This window comes from Yersinia enterocolitica subsp. enterocolitica (genome assembly GCF_901472495.1).
Taxonomy (GTDB): domain Bacteria; phylum Pseudomonadota; class Gammaproteobacteria; order Enterobacterales; family Enterobacteriaceae; genus Yersinia; species Yersinia enterocolitica.
The window spans coordinates 441,336-459,632 of sequence record NZ_LR590469.1 but is presented as its reverse complement, the minus strand read 5'-3'; the positions used below and the strand labels follow the sequence as shown (position 1 = coordinate 459,632).

Here is an 18,297-nt window from a genome sequence, read left to right as displayed (position 1 = left end):
CTTTTTTAATTGTTAACTCTTAGCCGAAATCCCTGGTGTTGGTGATTCGGGTACTGCCTTTTTAATTGCTACAAATTTGTTGGCTAATAGGGTGATGACACAAGTCAACACTAACGTTACCGCCATCACTATCGCCATATAGAAAGCGTTATTTGATAAGAATGGTGAGGCGAAAGCAGGGACATAAGCCACGCCTTTAATATTCAATAATCCCAACAACATTCCACCGACACCGGCTGAGAATATCGCGCCAGCAAAGACAACTTTATTAGAGAACATGAACGGATAAGCCGATTCGACAAACGTCCCGAAACCTAAGTTAATTAACAACCCCGGAGCAGCAACAGCGGCCTCACTTTTTTCTCGCGGCGCAATGACGTTTGCCAGATTAATACCTGCCGCTACCATAACCAGCCCAACCATATCGACAGCACCGAGGAAACTGACACCGGACTTTTCCATTTCCAGTAAGACCAGCGGCAATATAACCGCGTGATAAACCCCACCCAGAATAGCTGGCCAAATAACCAATCCCGCCAGTAATCCGGCTAATATTGGGCTGAAGGCCAAAGTGGCTTCGATGGCCAATTTGATATAGTCACCGGCGGCCAAAGCCAATGGGCTGAGCAGGTAATACATCACTAAACCAGAGAATAAGCCGGACAAACCACCCGCCACGATATTGATTGTCGTCATTGGGAATTGCCATTTCAGGCACAATCCGAACAGATAACGCACCATAATACCCGCACCGATCCCCCCCAAAATACCGCCAATTAACCCCCCTTCAACCGACAGCACACCAGCAACCACACCCGCCACAATCGATACTTCATCCAGCTCGGAGACCTGTTTAGCCGCAATAACTGCGACAATCACTGGCAACCCCTTGAGTAACAGTTCAAAGATGGCATTCAGTGATTGCAGCCCTGGGATATGGCTGAGCGCTAACACAATGGCCATAGCGATAAAGCCGGGTAAGGCTGGGATCATGATGCTGCGAATATTGATTCTTTTTAGCAGACTCTTGTCACTGCCCGGCATCGTGGCATCGCCACTACCCAATACCGGGGTATATTTTATCTGCCAGTATTTGCATAACGAGGCGGTAAAAGAGATAGCCCGGGTACGGCTATTGGTGCCTGTAGTCCCAGAAGTGGCAATGACATTTGCACCTTTGGAGGTGATAATCGCCATTGAGGTGCCGCCAGTGCCTACAATAGGAATTTTCTTTTCTATCGCCGCCAGAATAGCTTCTTTATTACTGCGATCGGGATCGGCACTCATAATGATGATGCCATCAATAGCACCAGCACGGATTTGTGCCGCAATGGCTGCATCCGAGGATTTTACCGCGTCATTCACCTCAGACAGTTTTCCCTGGAAACTAATCTGGGGTTTATCCTTTTCTTCGGCGGTTATTGAATACACAGCAGCGGCAGTGGTCGGTTTTGCCACATCCATCGATTCTTCTGCTGCAATAAATTGCACCGCACTGACACCTAACCCCGCAGAATGGAGTTGGGTATAAATTTCTTGCAGAAGTCTTTCGGGGTATGCACCACCGAGATTGAACAGATTTCCCCCACTGCTTCCGAGTATTGCTACATTTTTCATGTCGGGCCTCAAAAGATAAGAAATGTTATAAAGTGTTATTATGTTTTTAACTGCAATTCACAATCACAGAAATAACAATTCAAAGCAACATTAAACAACATAATGACACTTATTAGCCCCACTAACCTAATAGCTATTAACTTCATAAATAAAGTAAAAACCTCAATAAACTAAGCCAATATTCTTTAAAATTAAGATAGGTCAACATTAAAAACCATAAAGTGGCCTTTTGTTGTTTTATTTTGTTTTGTTGTTTTCGTGATGAAGTTCAAATATTAGCGACGATCGTCACTTAAAGAGGGAAATCAAACAGAAGAATGCAGAGTGGCTTATTGCAGACATCATCAATAGCGGCTAATAAGCCGCCATGACTGCAATCATAATCAAGCCTCTGGCCGATAACGCCATAACCAACGGCCACTTGCCATACGACGATAAAACAGTACGCCACGCACTATCCAGTCGAGGAACATGCCCATCCAGACGCCGGTGACACCAAACCCTAATGTCACGCCCAGAATATAACCAGCGACAATACGGCAACCCCACATCCCCGCGAGCGCCACCCACATGGTGTAACGGGCATCTTTCGCGCCTTTCAGCCCTGATGGCAACACCCAGGCTGCAGCCCAAATGGGCATAAAGAGTGCATTAATCCAAATCAGGTGCTTAACAACGTCGATAACCCCCGGTTCATGGGTATACAACGACGCCAGAAATCCAGCACTTGGGATCGACAGCAAGGCGATAAAGCACACCCCAATGGTTGATAACCAGAAGATGTGTTTAATCTGACGGATAGGCTGCAAAATTTGCCCTTTACCCAAGCGGGTACCGATAATAATCGTCGAGGTATACCCCAACGCATTACCCGGCAAGTTGATCAGCCCAACAATGGAAAACGCGATAAAGTTACCGGCAATCACTTCTGTTCCCATACCCGCAACAAAACGCTGAGTAATCAGTTTGCCGATATTAAACATCACCGACTCAACACTGGCGGGAATACCAATGCTCAAAACCTCAAACATAATGGCGGAGGTAAAAGGCATAAAATAAGATTTAAAGGGAATGCGTAAGGTATTATTAGCGCCGAAAATCAGCACTAACACCACCACCAAAGCGCCTAAATAACGGGTAATTGAAATGCCGATACCCGCGCCAATAAACCCCAGCCCCTGCCAATTCGCCATGCCGTAAATCAGCACACTACTAATAGCAATATTAAGAATATTCATGCTGATATTGATAAACATCGGCAGTCGCGTGTTACCGGCACCGCGTAATGCGCCACATCCCACCAAGGTTATTGCCATCGCCGGATAGTTCCACGCCGTTAAGCGCAGGTAGGTCAGCGCCATCGCTTTAACTTCAGGATCAGCCTGACTGGCCATCATATTGATAATGGCTTCTCCGGCAAAATGTACCAGTAACACCAACAGTAATGAGATTAAAACTAATAGAGAGATGGATTCGCGCGCCGCTGTTTGTGCCTGTTTGCGCTTACGTTGCCCCAAACTGAAAGACACCACCACCGATGTGCCGAGCGCCACAGAGGTAAAAAAAGCAGCAATTAGCATATTGAAGCTGTCAGCTAACCCTACTGCGGCCATGGCTTCTTTGCCCAGCCAACTGACCAACAGAGTGCTAAACACCCCCATTAGTAAGACACACGACCCTTCAATAAATAGTGGGATCGCCAGCGGCGTTATCTCACGCCAAAACAATACCCGGTAGGATTTCCGCTTTTTATACCATGCATTTTCGCAAAAGATTTTCAACTTAATATACTCGAATTATTTAGGGTATATACTCGATAAAAGTCGATGCGCACATCATAACAGAATGGCAAGTTAATTTAAATGGAACATCATTTCACACAAACAACAATGAAATAGTTATGCAATGAAACACACATAAATATGCAAAATATCTTTGACTCGAACACCGGTTTTGCGATATCAATGTAGGCATTGAAACCTTTGCCAGACAGACCTCATTCATACAGGATTTAATTGATGACAACTATTCTCAAACACCTTCCTATAAATCAACGTGTTGGTATTGCTTTTTCCGGTGGTTTAGACACCAGTGCAGCACTGTTATGGATGCAGAAAAAAGGGGCAATTCCTTATGCCTACACGGCTAATCTGGGTCAGCCTGATGAAGAAGATTATGATGCCATTCCGCGCAAAGCGATGGAGTACGGTGCAGAGAAAGCTCGTCTGATTGATTGTCGTAAACAATTGGTTGCTGAAGGGATCGCCGCTATTCAATGTGGTGCCTTCCATAACACCACTGCGGGTGTGACTTACTTTAACACCACCCCATTGGGCCGCGCTGTCACTGGCACCATGCTGGTTGCCGCTATGAAAGAAGATGGCGTGAATATCTGGGGTGATGGTAGTACTTACAAAGGTAATGATATCGAGCGTTTCTATCGTTACGGTTTGTTGACTAATGCTGAGTTGAAAATTTACAAGCCCTGGCTGGATACCGATTTCATCGATGAACTCGGCGGCCGTCATGAAATGTCCGAATTTATGATTCAATCCGGTTTCGATTACAAGATGTCGACCGAGAAAGCCTATTCCACTGACTCAAACATGCTGGGTGCGACTCACGAAGCCAAAGATCTGGAATTCCTGAACTCTAGCGTCAAAATCGTTAACCCAATTATGGGGGTGAAGTTCTGGGACGAAAATGTGGTAGTGAAAGCGGAAGAAGTCTCTGTCCGTTTTGAGCGCGGTTACCCGGTTGCACTCAATGGGGTGGTGTTTGACGATAGCGTTGAGCTAATGATGGAAGCCAATCGTATTGGTGGCCGTCATGGTTTGGGCATGAGCGACCAAATTGAAAACCGTATTATTGAAGCTAAAAGCCGTGGTATTTACGAAGCCCCAGGAATGGCGTTGCTGCACATCGCTTATGAGCGCCTGCTGACCGGTATTCATAACGAAGATACCATTGAGCAATATCATGCTAATGGCCGTGTGCTAGGCCGTTTGCTATATCAGGGCCGTTGGTTCGATCCACAAGCGCTGATGTTACGTGACTCGGCGCAGCGTTGGGTTGCCAGCGAAATTACCGGTGAAGTCACTCTGGAACTTCGTCGTGGTAATGATTATTCCATCCTGAATACTGTCTCTGAAAACCTGACTTATCAGCCAGAGCGCTTGACGATGGAGAAAGGTGATTCAGTGTTCTCACCAGATGACCGTATCGGTCAGCTAACTATGCGTAATCTCGATATCACCGATACACGTAAGAAGCTCTTTAGTTACGCCACTACTGGGCTATTGTCTGCTTCAGCAGAGGTAGGTTTGCCACAGGTGGATAATAATAATCTCACTGCTCGTGGCTTACAGGATAAGAGCAAATAATTATCCATCCTGCAGTTCAGGTGTTCAATTGACGTACATTCATTGAACACCTGACAACTGTCTGGGGAGACATTAATACCGGGCTCCCCAAATTAACCTTTTGTTTATATAGCAATAACTGACCTCTTTAACTAACGCGCGCGGAGTTCTGCCTGATCGGTTTCAACGTCATAGGCCCCGCCGATACACAAATCAATAGGATACGGATCCCACTCAATCAGGCCTCTGATTTCAAACTGAATAATGCCATTTCTGGCATTATGCTGCTGATTGACGACCAGAGACTCTGCGATGATCCGGGGTTCAAAACGGATGATTGCTTCACGGATAATTCGCTCGATAGTCGTCCAGTTATGGGGAGTTGAATGCCTCCCCACCAGTGGCGAAATACCGTAATTTAAAACCGACTTCGCCACCCACTTATGGCGCTGTTCATCAAGCCGGTCGTCAATATTGGCATTATTTAATATTTCAGCGATATTCCGCTGCACCAGTTTTCGCATCGTACGTGAGTCATAAAAAAACTTATCATGAGGCTCTAACAATTTTTTAGGCTCATCATCAAGTAAACGCTCAAGCAGAGTAGGCAAAAACTGTCTCTTCTTTTCCATTAATTAGCCTGTTCGTCAAATCCAAACTTTTCAACATCAAATCTAAACTCTTCAATATCGAATAATGCGTACTCATTTTGGTCGGTAATAAACATTTTCCGCCCTGAACCAATATAGAGTGAGTCTGCCGGTTGGCTCCATTCAGTTTTAAGGCCAAGTTTAGTGTCATTATCAGCATCGAGAGATAACGGATAACGTGCCGGGATATAGCCGTACCAAACTTTATTATTCACCGTCAATTGTGCCGGCGCCCATACCAAGTCTGTAATATTTTTAGGCTTAGAAATCGTCATTAATTGAACATCAGCGAAAGGTACCCAACGATAACCGCCGGCGCTGATAAACTCACAAACCGGCCCGATGCGGCTATCACTATCCGCTATCCATGAAAAGGGCGTCGCTGAGCTATTTTCCCCAGCACTTTCGGGGGCTTGTGACAATGCTTGCTCGCGCAGTTCTTCGCTTTGTGAGTAATCACCCTCATGCAAATGTTGGTTAGCTTGCTGCATCAATACCGCCCACTCAGGCAGGGGGTTACCTAAGGTTCCTGGATCGCGTTTCCCTGCTAACACGTCTTCACGCAACGTCTCACTCAAGACCAGATTCTTATACAGCTCTGCCTGCTTGGTCATATCTGGGGCAAATTTAGTCAGAGTTTCAAGTTGCAATAACGCTTTTTGCCATAACCCAGCCAAACAATAGAGCTTAAATAATAGCTCGCGTGCATTGGTATCTGCTGGCTTGGATTTCAACGTGGCAATAACATCCGATTGTATTTCGGCCAATGAGCTGCTTTTCAATAATTCATTTAAGTTGGTCGTATTCATTAAATTGTTATTTCCATATTTAAATTTATAAATGGCTATCTAGCCCTAACTTATAGAGTTCCTGGAATACCAGCGCAGGCACACTGTTTTTTTCTTTTGAAGTAAGGTGTTCTGGTGCCAACAGTTTTAATAAATCAACTTTTTCATCATTATGGGATGTGTCCAGATAATCTATGACACTTAATTCCTTGGTGACTTTTTCGATAAGTCCACCGGAATCTAAAATACATTCCGTCAGCGTTTTATCCTTTACGCATTCCCTTATATTCTCCAAAAAACCATCATTGGCAGATAACTTTGTCACCTGCCGTTTATCTTTTTCTGAGAATTCCCGGCCTTGCTCACCCCACATTAAAAAACGTTTGTACTCCAGCTCCAGGCTTTTCAGGATATCTGGCCCCAGCTGCCCATGAGTTTGTACCTCATTAACATCATCGAAATAAGAGATGTAATGACCACCATGAGACAAAATATCTTCTATTTCCGGTAAGTCAGTCGTATCACATATCGAGGGGTGTTCTAGCATTAACAAGTTGTCAGTAAAACTCTTACCTGCTGCTTGCCCAGAGGCTTTTTTGGCGGTAATGACAAAATGACCAAATTTAATTTCCGCACCAAATGACACAGGGTGATGTTCACCTGGACTTAACTCTTTTCCATTGATAATACAGATGAAATCGCTACTTTGATTTACGATCATTGATTCAGATGCGTGCCGATAAAACCGAACTTCATTTTGTCTATCCCCCATAGAATGGGGAGTAAACTCCCCTTTTTCCATGCTGAAACAGACAGCATTCTGCTCAGTAATCGCCTCATTAAGCTGAAACTGTTGCGACATCCGTGGCCAAGTTAATACGAGTAGCATGCCTATTAACCGCCTATAAATACATTCGGCGATCCGCAGACAATTGCGGCCCCATCTCCAGCCACATCACTCACCCGCGCGGCTGGAAACTTATTAATAAAAACGGTTCCGGAGCCGGTGACTACACTGGTCATCCCTACTAACGAGGATGAGGCTGCGCTCCCGCCCGCAATAGCTGCCGGAACTGCGTTAATTGATACATTGGGTGAACCGCTACATATCGCACCGCAACTGGTAGCGTCGCCCATTCTTGCTGCACAAAACATATTTCATCTCTCTTAACGGTATAACCATTCAATAATTTTTTGCCTCAGCATATCGGCATGTCTGACGATTCAGGTTCATACCGAATATGCTGAGTTCACTTTTTCTCAGAATCAAGGCGGAGGCGTCTGTTCATCCGTTGGCGTTGGTTCTGGTGTCTCTGGTGGTTCAGTCGGCTCTGGCGTATCGGTCGGCTCTGGCGTATCGGTCGGCTCCGGCGTATCGGTCGGCTCTGGCGTATCAGTCGGCTCCGGCGTATCGGTCGGCTCCGGCGTATCGGTCGGCTCTGGCGTATCGGTCGGCTCTGGCGTATCGGTCGGCTCCGGCGTATCGGTCGGCTCCGCGTATCGGTCGGCTCCGGCGTATCGGTCGGCTCGGCGTATCGGTCGGCTCCGGCGTATCGGTCGGCTCTGGCGTATCGGTCGGCTCCGGCGTATCGGTCGGCTCTGGCGTATCGGTCGGCGTCGTCGGCGTATCGGTCGGCTCCGGCGTATCGGTCGGCTCTGGCGTATCAGTCGGCTCCGGCGTATCGGTCGGCTCCGGCGTATCGGTCGGCTCCGGCGTATCGGTCGGCTCTGGCGTATCGGTCGGCTCTGGAGTATCGGTCGGCTCCGGCGTATCGGTCGGCTCTGGCGTATCGGTCGGCTCCGGCGTATCGGTCGGCTCCGGCGTATCGGTCGGCTCTGGCGTATCGGTCGGCTCTGGCGTATCGGTCGGCTCTGGCGTATCGGTCGGCTCTGGCGTATCGGTCGGCTCTGGCGTATCGGTCGGCTCTGGCGTATCGGTCGGCTCTGGCGTATCGGTCGGCTCTGGCGTATCGGTCGGCTCCGGCGTTACCGTCGGCTCTGGCGTATCGGTCGGCTCTGGCGTATCGGTCTGTTCCGGCGTATCGGTCGGCTCTGGCGTATCAGTCGGCTCTGGCGTATCGGTCGGCTCCGGCGTATCGGTCGGCTCTGGCGTATCGGTCGGCTCTGGCGTATCGGTCGGCTCTGGCGTATCAGTCGGCTCTGGCGTATCAGTCGGCTCTGGCGTATCGGTCGGCTCTGGCGTTACCGTCGGCTCTGGCGTTACCGTCGGCTCTGGCGTTACCGTCGGCTCCGGCGTATCAGTCGGCTCTGGCGTATCGGTCGGCTCTGGCGTATCGGTCGGCTCTGGCGTTACCGTCGGCTCCGGTGTCTCAGTCGTTGGTTCCGGCGGGTCAATTGTTGGCTCCGGCGTTTCAGCCGTTGGTTCCGGCGGATCAATTGGCGGTATCGGTGGAATGATCGGTGGTATTGGCAATGGTGGTAATGGCAATGGCAGCCCGATACCTCCCCCCAGTAGCTTCAGTCCCGCCAAGCTTGAAAGCGCGGCTAAGCCCCCCCCTGCACCGCTGCCGCCTCCGCCACAACAATCATCAGAGTTAAGGTGGATCTCTCCCCCTTGAATAATGACTTTCTTTTTGCCGACAATCTTGATGGTATCGGCACTGAGCACCAGCTCACCACCCGCACCGATCGCCACAGCACCACCAGCAACCAGTGTCGCAGCACCGCCAGCGGCTACCTGATGAGCACCACCGACAGAAAGTGCGTTGTAACCACCGACGTTGGTCAGGTTGGCACCACCCACGTTGGTGGCATTGGCTAAAGCGACATTCAGAGCATGAGTGGCTCCCACGACCACACTCCGTGCCAATCCAACTTGTATTGAAGACGCTAAAGCGACGGATTGCGCGGAAGCACCAAGAACAGTTGATGTCGAATTAGCCCCTACAAGCACGCTGCGGTTGGCCCCCACACTCAGATCAGCATTAGCGCCAATGACTTGTGTTTCATCATTTTTCGTCAGACGCGCCATATCGCGCTCGGCCTGCTCCCAGTATTGCTCCAGGCCCGGTTTATCCTCAAAACGCACGCCGTTATAGTTGGTTAGCCCTCCGCCAATAGTACGGCTGACCATGCCACTTTGTGTGGCATTCGCAGGTAAATCCCAAGGTGGGCGAGTCACGTTATTGTAGAGACTACCACTGACCAACGGGCGATCCGGGTCGCCATTGATGCAGTCCACCAACACTTCCTGGCCAATACGCGGAATGTAAATGCCACCAAAACTGTTCCCAGCCCAAGCCTGGCTCACGCGTAACCAGCATGAGTCCGACTCTGCGTTTTTGCCGTAACGGTCCCAGACAAAACGTACTTTTACCCGGCCATATTCATCAGTCCATACCTCTTCGCCCGGTGGGCCCACAACGATAGCATTCTGTGGCCCGCTGGTTTTTGGCTTTGGTGTAAGTTGTGGATGGCGATAGATCTTGGTGGTTGGCTGAACCGTAAACGTAGTTTCATAGTGAAACTCATCCCCACGGGATAGCTGTGCCACTTCAGAAACCGACAAACGGCTGGAGATAACCATGTATTCGCGGTTAGCTTTATCAACCGGGAAGCCTTGCAGTTCGAAGTTAGCACCGCAAACGATGCCACGAACTTCGCCACAACCGACGGCACGCGAACCCAACGCGCCGCGCTCCTCAATACGCACTCGCGCCAGATGCTCCCCGATATCCGGCTGATCATAATCCCCAGGCCATTGATAAATTTCGAGATCGCTAAAACTGGTTTTGCGTGGCTTGCTGTCCATCGTCAAAATGTCAGCACGAGATTTGGTGAAATCGTAGTCGTTATAGACCCAGCGCCCAGTAGTTAGCGTTTCCTGAGTCTGGAATTGGGTGATGTATTCTTCCCCGGCCTTTGGCTCATCCGAGAGATATTCAATGGTATGGTAAGCTTCACTGAAATAACGTTTGTGAGCACCGACATGGTCGACCAGAATTAATTTTTGTTTATGATCATCATGTTCAAAGAACCAGTAAATACCCCACTCCTCCATTAAACGCTGGAGGAAATTAAAGTCGGTTTCACCGTATTGCACCTGGAAGTCGAGTATTGGATAAGTCGTCGCCAGCCGTTTTTCAAACGGAAAGTTATAGTCAGCAAGCACTTCATCAATAATATCTACTACATTTTTATTTTGAAAAATCTTAAAGTCAGAGGTTAAATCTGTGAGGTAGAACCAAGGTCGAAGGACAATTTCAAACATTGCCTGATTGGCATCACGGCCAATAAATCGGGCTTTTTCGACCAAACCAGAAATTTCACGCGTGCCTTTACCGACACCTTTTACATAATCGAGACCGTTACCATCCAGTTCCATTTCAATGGTCATCTCTTTACCAATTAAGGCTTTGAGATCGACATTAGAGGCTGTCTGCCAAGGAATGGAGGGGTTAGCCGGCGTTTTTGCCGTGATGGTATATGAATACAAAGTCGAAAAGGCTTCCTCTCCTTCTAACTTCGACAGTACCAGCGCAGGCTCACCCAATAAATAGGGCATGGCCGGGCTGCTCAACTTTATTGTCCTTGACATACTAATACCTAATATCCGGTTAATATCGCAAAGTGTTCATTACACTTTTAATGGTTGGTGCATTATGATGAATCGGTTTATTCCATTAATTTCCCATACCTACACACCTCCAAATCCATAGTTTTGTAAGCTTTAACTTCCTGTTAAATCACCAAATTCCATGCATATCATCATTGAGCACACTTGGGCATTGGAAGCCTCTAAGCAGTTCACTGATACTCTCATTACCGTAAGTCAAACCGGACACTTCCAGCTCGACGCGATCTTTGCCCATGATATAGGTCAGAAGTTGCATGCCACTGGCATCTTGGGCCACTTCATCAGCCTTATCAGCCCATTTCAGCAATGCCCAAGGGCCACGCAGCAGGATGTCTGGCATCGCGGAAGCTTGTTGGCGCTGAGCAGTTAAACTCACTATTGTTCCTTGACGAACTCCCGGCCATTTGAAGAATGATGGCGTCACCGGGCCGTGGGAATAGCGCACAATATTCCCGTCAAAATTCATGATTAATTGCGTAATTGAGGGGGCTAAATAACGCACGGATACCGAGAAGTCTAAAGCCACTTTGCGGCCTTCACTGGCATTAAATAATGCATTGCGAATCACCGCCGCCTGTTCAAAAAATTCCAGACCATCACGGCTTGCGCTGCCTTTATAACGCCAAGGCGTGGTGGTAGTGTCGACTTTGCTTTCCAGGTTCTTCTTAAAGTAACTGTCCACCGTGCCACCCGCGCCGAAGAAGCGCTCAAAATCACTCAAACTGACGACTTTCTCACTATCAGCAAAGGGATAACGCCCCTGTAAGGTATTGCGGCATATCTCACCGACCCCCATATCGATAGCTTTCGACGTGTGGGTAATCACTTTATTTTCAAACTTCTGCGATGAACTGGTTAAAAGTGGCGCAATGATATTGCTAAACGGATCCGGCCAGGTTTGTGACTCAATCGCGATACGCTCCCCTCCATGAGAGATCGGAGGGATATCGCCATATTCAAACGCGCTGTTAAACACCACCAGACGGGTATATTGATCATTCAACGCACCAATAACCCGGCTCATCTGGGTGCCCTGAATCACAGAAAGGTTACTGTTATTCTCCCCATCGCTCGGTTCGCCCTTAACAAAAGCGCGCAGTCCGTCAAATTGACTATCAACAAATTCCTGAACCAGCTTATTCTCACGAAAAGCGATCTTTTCCTGCACTTTTTTAGCCTGGTTAACTAAATTTCCCTGATTTCTTATTGTTATATCGTCGAGTAGTGTTTTCTCTTTTACGGTTTCAATTAACGTCGTTTCTTTCACTGACTGCTTTGCCAAATTGAGCAAAGGTGAGTTCTCTGACACCAGCGTTCTCAACAGCGCAATATCCAGAGATAACCCTTCTGCATACTCTCCACTGTCAGCATCAACAGAAATCAGGCGCACACTGGAGAGGAAGCGTTTCCAGTAATCGGTGTATTCTTTCAAGTACAGGGTTAGCACATCTTGCTGTAGCGCCAGAGGATCAAATGAAGAAGTCAATGGCTGAGCCATCACCCAACGATCCTCTTGCTGAAGTTGCATCAGCAATGGCGTAAGCTTTTTTTTAACCACCTGATGATACCCGGCGTGGGTATATAGCCCCGGAACCCCTTCATGCAGTAATTCGTCATCCGATAGGGTAAAAACCTGTGTCGCATTCTCACCCACCATTTTACGTAATGTCAGATTGGCGGGCGCTTGTGCCTGTAAATGTGATTGAACGCGCCCCCACAGTCTGGCAGTCTCAGTTTTCTCTGCCAGCATGGCCCTGGCCTGTTTGATCAGCTCGCTATCTGCCGCTTGTCCATATTGTCGCCACGCTTTTTGGGTGAAAAGCGTATTCAAATGGGAGGCGAAAATACCTTTCTCCTCATAAGGCTCGATTTTCCCGCTCTTCTGCCAAGCTTGAGTGACTTTATCGACCACATAATTCTGATCGAAATGCTCTTCATCAGTCAGCATGAGATAGAGTTTTAACGCAACATAGACCGCTTCAGAATCGCCACTATTGATCGCATTTTTTAATGAGACTTCGGCCTCACGTTCAACCATCGGGAAGAGGTATTTTTGCAGGAAAAACTGATACAAATTGTTCGCGCCCCGAGACACCGCCCCGCCAGTGTATAAACCATAGCGCCAATCAAGACTCGGGTTTTCCACATCCAGCGTGCCGTACTCAGGTAACTGCTGAGTGGCATTCAACAGCGTGGGTAACATCTGCTCATTGGTGGTTTTAACATAACGGCTAACGCTGCTCTCTAAGTGCTGGAGCTTGGTACCAACCGCCTGTAAATAGCCATCGTTGTGCTGGAAACTGATAAGGAATGCCCATACCAGCCACACCGCCAGCCCGATACAAGCCACGTGTCCCAATAAATTCTGGAAACGGTATTTGGATTGCACTTTGAGGTTATAACTCACCAAATCCCCATCTTGGGTGATGACGTCGCGGAATAGCTGCTTGAGGAAATATTGTTTTCCATAAGCCGTTTCGCTGATCAATTGACCTTCATCATCACTTCTTTGCGAAAGCGAGGCCGGGGATGCAGGCTTCATATGACTAATAACATTGCGCCATTTCTGGACCAGGGTGCTGTTATTTAACAGCCCAATATTCGCAGGCTGGCAACTGCTGACAAAATAGATCCCACGCAACGTGGTATGGAACTTTGTCTCATCAAAACGCGAGGCAAAAAACACATTCTGCAAGACTTCAGTCACCCGTTGGGACAACAATCTGAAATCCTGCGGTAATGCATACATGCCTTTACGATCAGTGACGGAATACTCTTCTTGCTGACGCACATGCATGTTGTTGCTGATGCGGTTTTCAAGCAGTGCCAACTCAGTGCTGATACGTTGCTCAAGCTCCATATCCGCGCGCCCTTTCTCCTCGTTATAAGGGAAAGTCACCCCCCAGATTTGTTCGCGGTCTTCGGCGGTCAAATTGCGGAAATACTCATCAAAACCAGACAGTTGATCCAGTTTGGTGATAGTCACATATACCGGGAAACGAACACCGAGCACACCACGAACATCATCTAAACGCGCGCGCAGCGTGGCCGATAGCGTCAATAACTCGGCTTTACTTTTACCCAAAATGTCGGTGACTGAAATAGCCACAATAACGCCGTTAACCGCCTTGACCGGACGATACTTTTTCAGCGCCTTTAAGATGCCATCCCATTCAATTTGATGCTCTTTGCCGTCATCAATGTACTTACCGGCGGTATCTAAAAATAGGGCATCATTAGAGAACAGACATTCGCAATGCTGAGTCGATACATTTTCTTTACCGATGCGATCCAACTGCTCAGGCAGAGGGAAATCTTGTCCTGATGAGAGGATCAGTGAGGTTTTACCAGCACTCTTGGTGCCCAGCACCATGAACCAAGGCAGTTCGCTACGCCAGCGGCTGGAAACAAAAAAACGCTTCCAGGTTGGAATGCCACTGTGAATACGACGGACATAATTTATGCCATTGCGAATCACCGCATTGATTTCAGAAAAGTCAGGTTCAAGTTCAGATTGACCTTTCTTCGGGTTGATAAAATTATCCAATAGCGCAGGGTTGAGCGCTAAAGCCCGCATAAAACGCCACACACCATAAAGAATGGTGATAAAGGCAATAAAAGCGATAATTGCGCCACGACGCAGTGGATCTTCCAGCGGATGGCTATCCCCTACTAATATAAAGGGCGCGATAACCCATACCGCAGCGCAGGCGACCACCGCCAACATAACAAAGCGCGGCACGTTAAACCAAAAACCCAATAACAGAGCCAGAGCCAGCAGTAAGAAAATAATTCTGGGTTCATAACCTTCAAGCGGTCGCGCCTCGCCAAATCCGAGGAAAGGCCCCAAAAACCATATTGCGGCAGCCAGTAATAGAAAGCAGCCCACCAGCAATATTCGTTTCATGGCCCAGCCAGAAAACAATCGATTCAAATAAGACATTCTATATCTCAATAATTAACAAAGATTTCTACACGGCGGTTTTGTGAACGCCCGGCTGCATCGTCATTACTACTGACTGGCTGCGTATCCCCTTTCCCTTCAAACTGAATTTTGTCAGTCGGGATACCCGCTTTCTCCATAAAGCGTGCAACGTTGGCAGCACGTTTCTCAGAAAGCACCTGGTTATTAGGGAAACCTGGTTTGTTGATCGGCATAGAGTCGGTATGCCCAATAATCAGCACCGCCCCCTGTACGCGATGAACTTCCTGCGCAACACGCTCGATGACACTCATGATTTCGGACCGGACTTTATCCGAACCCACCTGGAACATGGTGTCGCCTTTGAAGATGACTTTGCTGCGACTGCTTGTTTCATCAACACTCACTAGCTGCTTCGCTATCTCGTCTTTTAACAAAATAGCCAGACGTAGTTTTTGTACCGCAACGGTTGGCACGATAACCGGACGTTGCAAGGCTGCCATTCTCTTCAGCAGGTCGCTTTCGGGTACGGAGAGAAAATATTTACTGCCAATAAAGGTGGCCGCAATCAAGAAACCACACAGCAGCATCGACACACGAACCGGAACAAAGATCCCTCGCTTTTTGCGGAACTGATGCGCGATTAATCCATGCGGAGAAAGCGCGGTAGGAACGGTATCGCGGGTACTTTGCAGTAACGTCAACAATCCCTGACGGATTTTGGTTAATTGCCGGTCACCCTCTTCGATAATGCTGTAACGGCCTTCAAAACCCAGCCCTAAAATCCTCAGCAATACCTCTAAGCAATCCGCATATTCATGTGGGCTCATTGACAGACGGCCCACTAACAGGAAAAATTTATTCCCGCCGTCGTTATCACCTTCAAAATGGTTTAGCAGGTTGCTTTGCGACCAACCCGACATGACGCCCCACGACATGGTGTGAGCCGCTTCATCTAGCGCGGTACACAAGCAATAGCGGACGATGGCCATTTTCTTCCACGAGATATCCGCTTCATCACATACCACACTAAACAGGGTTATCTCATTCTTCAGGCTCTCTTTTAATATCTGAACCTGCGAAGCATCCGCTATCTCTTGTGGCATCTCGCTTAAGGCACGTAACAATGGCTGTGCCGCCTCCAATAATGGCGTTGGAGACGCGACCGCTTTAGCCACGCGCTGCTGGACACTTTCGCCTCGAAGCTGGGCGGTATCATAGGGCTGAAAACCCGGTGAGCGCGTAGCCTCGTGGCTGAACGCCGCACCAGATTGTGTGCTCTCGGTGTAAACACCCGGCTCATCAAGCAAGAAATGGCCTAACGCCTGCGGATTGGTATCCGCATCTCTGCTTTGATCAAAGGAGGGCATCGGTATCCCTGGGTTCAATTCACTGCTATCACTCATGAATCTCTAATCCCCCAGAGCTCCATTTTCAATGCAGGGAAATCGCCAGCCACGTGTAGTGCAATGGCCCCTGCATTGGAAACTTTGTCCCAAAACGGCCCGCTTTTCATCAATTCGAAATAAACGTATCCCGCACTGTACGGAATTTGCCGCGGTGGAACCGGCAACCGCTGTAATTCGAGACCCGGTAAATGTGAGCGCACCAGTTCATGCAACTGTTGTGGCGCACTGATTTTGGTCTGTACTGAGAATTGATGCTGCAATACGTCCATTGGTAATTGTGCATGAACAGCCAATACCAAATTGGAAAATGAACGTAATTCATTAGGCAGCACAGAGGCAGACCATACGCCATTCCCTTTTGGCTCCAGCGGGATCATCTGCCCTGCACGCACCAGAATCTGATTGAGCAATTCATGCACATCGTCCACCAATGGGCGAATCGACGGGTAGAGTTTCCCGTGGTCATATCCCGGAGCCGGGCGCGGCCGACGCGTTTTGGTCCGAATAAAGGTGGATAATTCACCGGCAAACTTGGCAAGTTCTTGATAAAGCACGATTGGCGGTAATTCTGGAATATTGCGCAGATGATCCAGACTTGGCTCGTATTTATTAAAAATTTGCAGCAGCAAGTAGTCGACAATTTCAGCACTGGCGCTGGCTTTGCCATCACTGTTTGACAGACGTTTAGCCAGCATATCGGCACGCATTTTGACCAAGCCATTAAGATGAGTCAGCCACTCTGACAGCAGTGAACTCGCCGCGTATCCCGTCACCGGAGGAATGTAGTCTTCCAGATGCAGCAGTACGCTACCATCAGGCTGAATCGCCCTGACTTTGGCCAGTGGCAACCCAATCCATGATTCGGTCATTTCGCTTTCAGAAACCAATTTAAGCCGCAGCCGCGACAACTGCACCGGCTTCGGCCCCTGGCGAATAGCATTAGTGTCACTGAGGTCTGCTTCATAGGCATAAAAACGCGCCAATGAGCTCATGTCATATTCGTCAAAAATAGTTTCATCACTGTTATCCAGCCGCAACGGAACCGCCAGATAGATTAGTTTGCCCAAATGATCTGGGGTGATAGTAAGTGGCTCAGGCAGTTCCGCATGACCGGGAATATCAAAAGGCGTACCGTCCGGTAATACCCCTTTGCCAGATCGCAGTACCAACTTGCCATAGGAGAGCGCTTCGCGATCAATTTCATATTGCGCGAATCCCCAAAAGAATGGGGTAATCGTGGCGGCTCGTTTATGAGCGTAATATTCAAGATACCGCTCTTGCTGTTGAAAAAGTTGCGGGCGAAGAAAAAGACCCTCACTCCAAACGACTTTGTTAGTTCTCACGACTTAGTCCATTTCTTTAATTGATATTGACAGACGCTCAACGCGCACCTTGACGACCGGATCGTTTTGTTTCCCTGACCACCATTTTTTATACCAGGGCTGCACGCGTTTCTTGGGTAACGGGCTAAAAACCGCGTTCCACTCCGCCTGCTCAATTTCACGGTAAGCAGCAACAACGCCGATGGCAGTGACGCCACTGTTTAGCGTCAGTTCTATTGTTTTTGTCTCATTAGGTAGCATGATTCCGTCAAACACTTTCTCCATCTGCTCTTTCAGCGATGGAGTGCCCTCTTCGGTAATAGTGAAGAAATCACTCGACTTAAATTCATCCGTATTCTTCAGGGTATAAACTGTGATCCTTAACGGATTAGCGACACCTTTGTCATTTGGATTGATATTTTTTGCCGTAATCAGCTCGACGCTCAATTTATCAACCGGTTCGGGTTGAGGCTTCGAGCTACATGCCATGACCAATAGCGTGACCAATGCCACGAAAAAGTATTGTGTAATCCGATTAAACCAACGGATATTTTTTTTCATACTCAACCTAATCAAATAAAAACATTAAGTTTTATCCACAATAATATAGTGACCGGCAGATTCATCACT

At 48.2% G+C, this 18,297-nt stretch carries 12 protein-coding genes; 1 reads left to right on the top strand and 11 read right to left on the bottom strand.

Translation table 11 applies throughout. The annotated features are described in order from the left end of the window. Window positions 1–12: 12 nt before the first annotated feature. Complete coding sequence (locus tag FGL26_RS02190) at window positions 13–1,617, bottom strand: PTS sugar transporter (RefSeq protein ID WP_005168550.1); 1,605 nt, start codon at window positions 1,615–1,617, stop codon at window positions 13–15. Between the two features lie 383 nt (window positions 1,618–2,000). Next, window positions 2,001–3,398 carry an EmmdR/YeeO family multidrug/toxin efflux MATE transporter gene (locus FGL26_RS02185; RefSeq protein WP_032902649.1) on the bottom strand — a complete coding sequence of 466 codons (1,398 nt, stop codon included), beginning with the start codon at window positions 3,396–3,398 and terminating at the stop codon, window positions 2,001–2,003. A gap of 237 nt (window positions 3,399–3,635) precedes the next feature. On the opposite strand from FGL26_RS02185, the gene argG reads away from it, so the two are divergent. Next, on the top strand, window positions 3,636–5,000 hold the full coding sequence (argG, locus tag FGL26_RS02180) for an argininosuccinate synthase (protein WP_005165407.1): 1,365 nt from the start codon (window positions 3,636–3,638) through the stop codon (window positions 4,998–5,000). 131 nt (window positions 5,001–5,131) lie between these two features. Here argG and FGL26_RS02175 read toward each other — a convergent pair whose 3' ends face one another. The 9 genes from FGL26_RS02175 to tssJ all read right to left on the bottom strand — a co-directional run bounded on the left by FGL26_RS02175 (window position 5,132) and on the right by tssJ (window position 18,228). Beyond that, a complete protein-coding gene (locus FGL26_RS02175) occupies window positions 5,132–5,611 on the bottom strand; it encodes a type VI secretion system baseplate subunit TssE (RefSeq protein ID WP_005168546.1) in 480 nt (159 codons plus the stop codon). After that, on the bottom strand, window positions 5,611–6,438 hold the full coding sequence (locus tag FGL26_RS02170) for a type VI secretion system accessory protein TagJ (RefSeq protein WP_005168544.1): 828 nt from the start codon (window positions 6,436–6,438) through the stop codon (window positions 5,611–5,613). The genes FGL26_RS02175 and FGL26_RS02170 overlap by 1 nt, the downstream gene beginning before the upstream one ends. A gap of 25 nt (window positions 6,439–6,463) precedes the next feature. After that, on the bottom strand, window positions 6,464–7,306 hold the full coding sequence (locus FGL26_RS02165) for a TagK domain-containing protein (protein ID WP_005168541.1): 843 nt from the start codon (window positions 7,304–7,306) through the stop codon (window positions 6,464–6,466). A gap of 5 nt (window positions 7,307–7,311) precedes the next feature. Next, window positions 7,312–7,572: a PAAR domain-containing protein gene (locus FGL26_RS02160; RefSeq protein WP_005168539.1), complete on the bottom strand. Its 261-nt coding sequence runs from the start codon at window positions 7,570–7,572 to the stop codon at window positions 7,312–7,314. A 238-nt stretch (window positions 7,573–7,810) separates the two neighbouring features. Further along, window positions 7,811–10,942 carry a type VI secretion system Vgr family protein gene (locus FGL26_RS02145; protein ID WP_241999477.1) on the bottom strand — a complete coding sequence of 1,044 codons (3,132 nt, stop codon included), beginning with the start codon at window positions 10,940–10,942 and terminating at the stop codon, window positions 7,811–7,813. A 181-nt stretch (window positions 10,943–11,123) separates the two neighbouring features. Further along, window positions 11,124–14,957, bottom strand: coding sequence for a type VI secretion system membrane subunit TssM (gene tssM / locus FGL26_RS02140; RefSeq protein ID WP_032912693.1), 3,834 nt, complete (start codon window positions 14,955–14,957; stop codon window positions 11,124–11,126). A gap of 8 nt (window positions 14,958–14,965) precedes the next feature. Further along, complete coding sequence (gene tssL / locus FGL26_RS02135; RefSeq protein WP_005168532.1) at window positions 14,966–16,342, bottom strand: type VI secretion system protein TssL, long form; 1,377 nt, start codon at window positions 16,340–16,342, stop codon at window positions 14,966–14,968. After that, the gene (tssK, locus tag FGL26_RS02130; RefSeq protein ID WP_005168531.1) at window positions 16,339–17,688 is read right to left on the bottom strand and encodes a type VI secretion system baseplate subunit TssK; all 1,350 of its coding nucleotides are present in this window, start codon (window positions 17,686–17,688) and stop codon (window positions 16,339–16,341) included. Before tssK ends, tssL begins: the two co-directional genes overlap by 4 nt. Before the next feature lie 3 nt (window positions 17,689–17,691). Next, window positions 17,692–18,228: a type VI secretion system lipoprotein TssJ gene (gene tssJ / locus FGL26_RS02125; RefSeq protein ID WP_005168530.1), complete on the bottom strand. Its 537-nt coding sequence runs from the start codon at window positions 18,226–18,228 to the stop codon at window positions 17,692–17,694. Window positions 18,229–18,297: the final 69 nt, after the last annotated feature.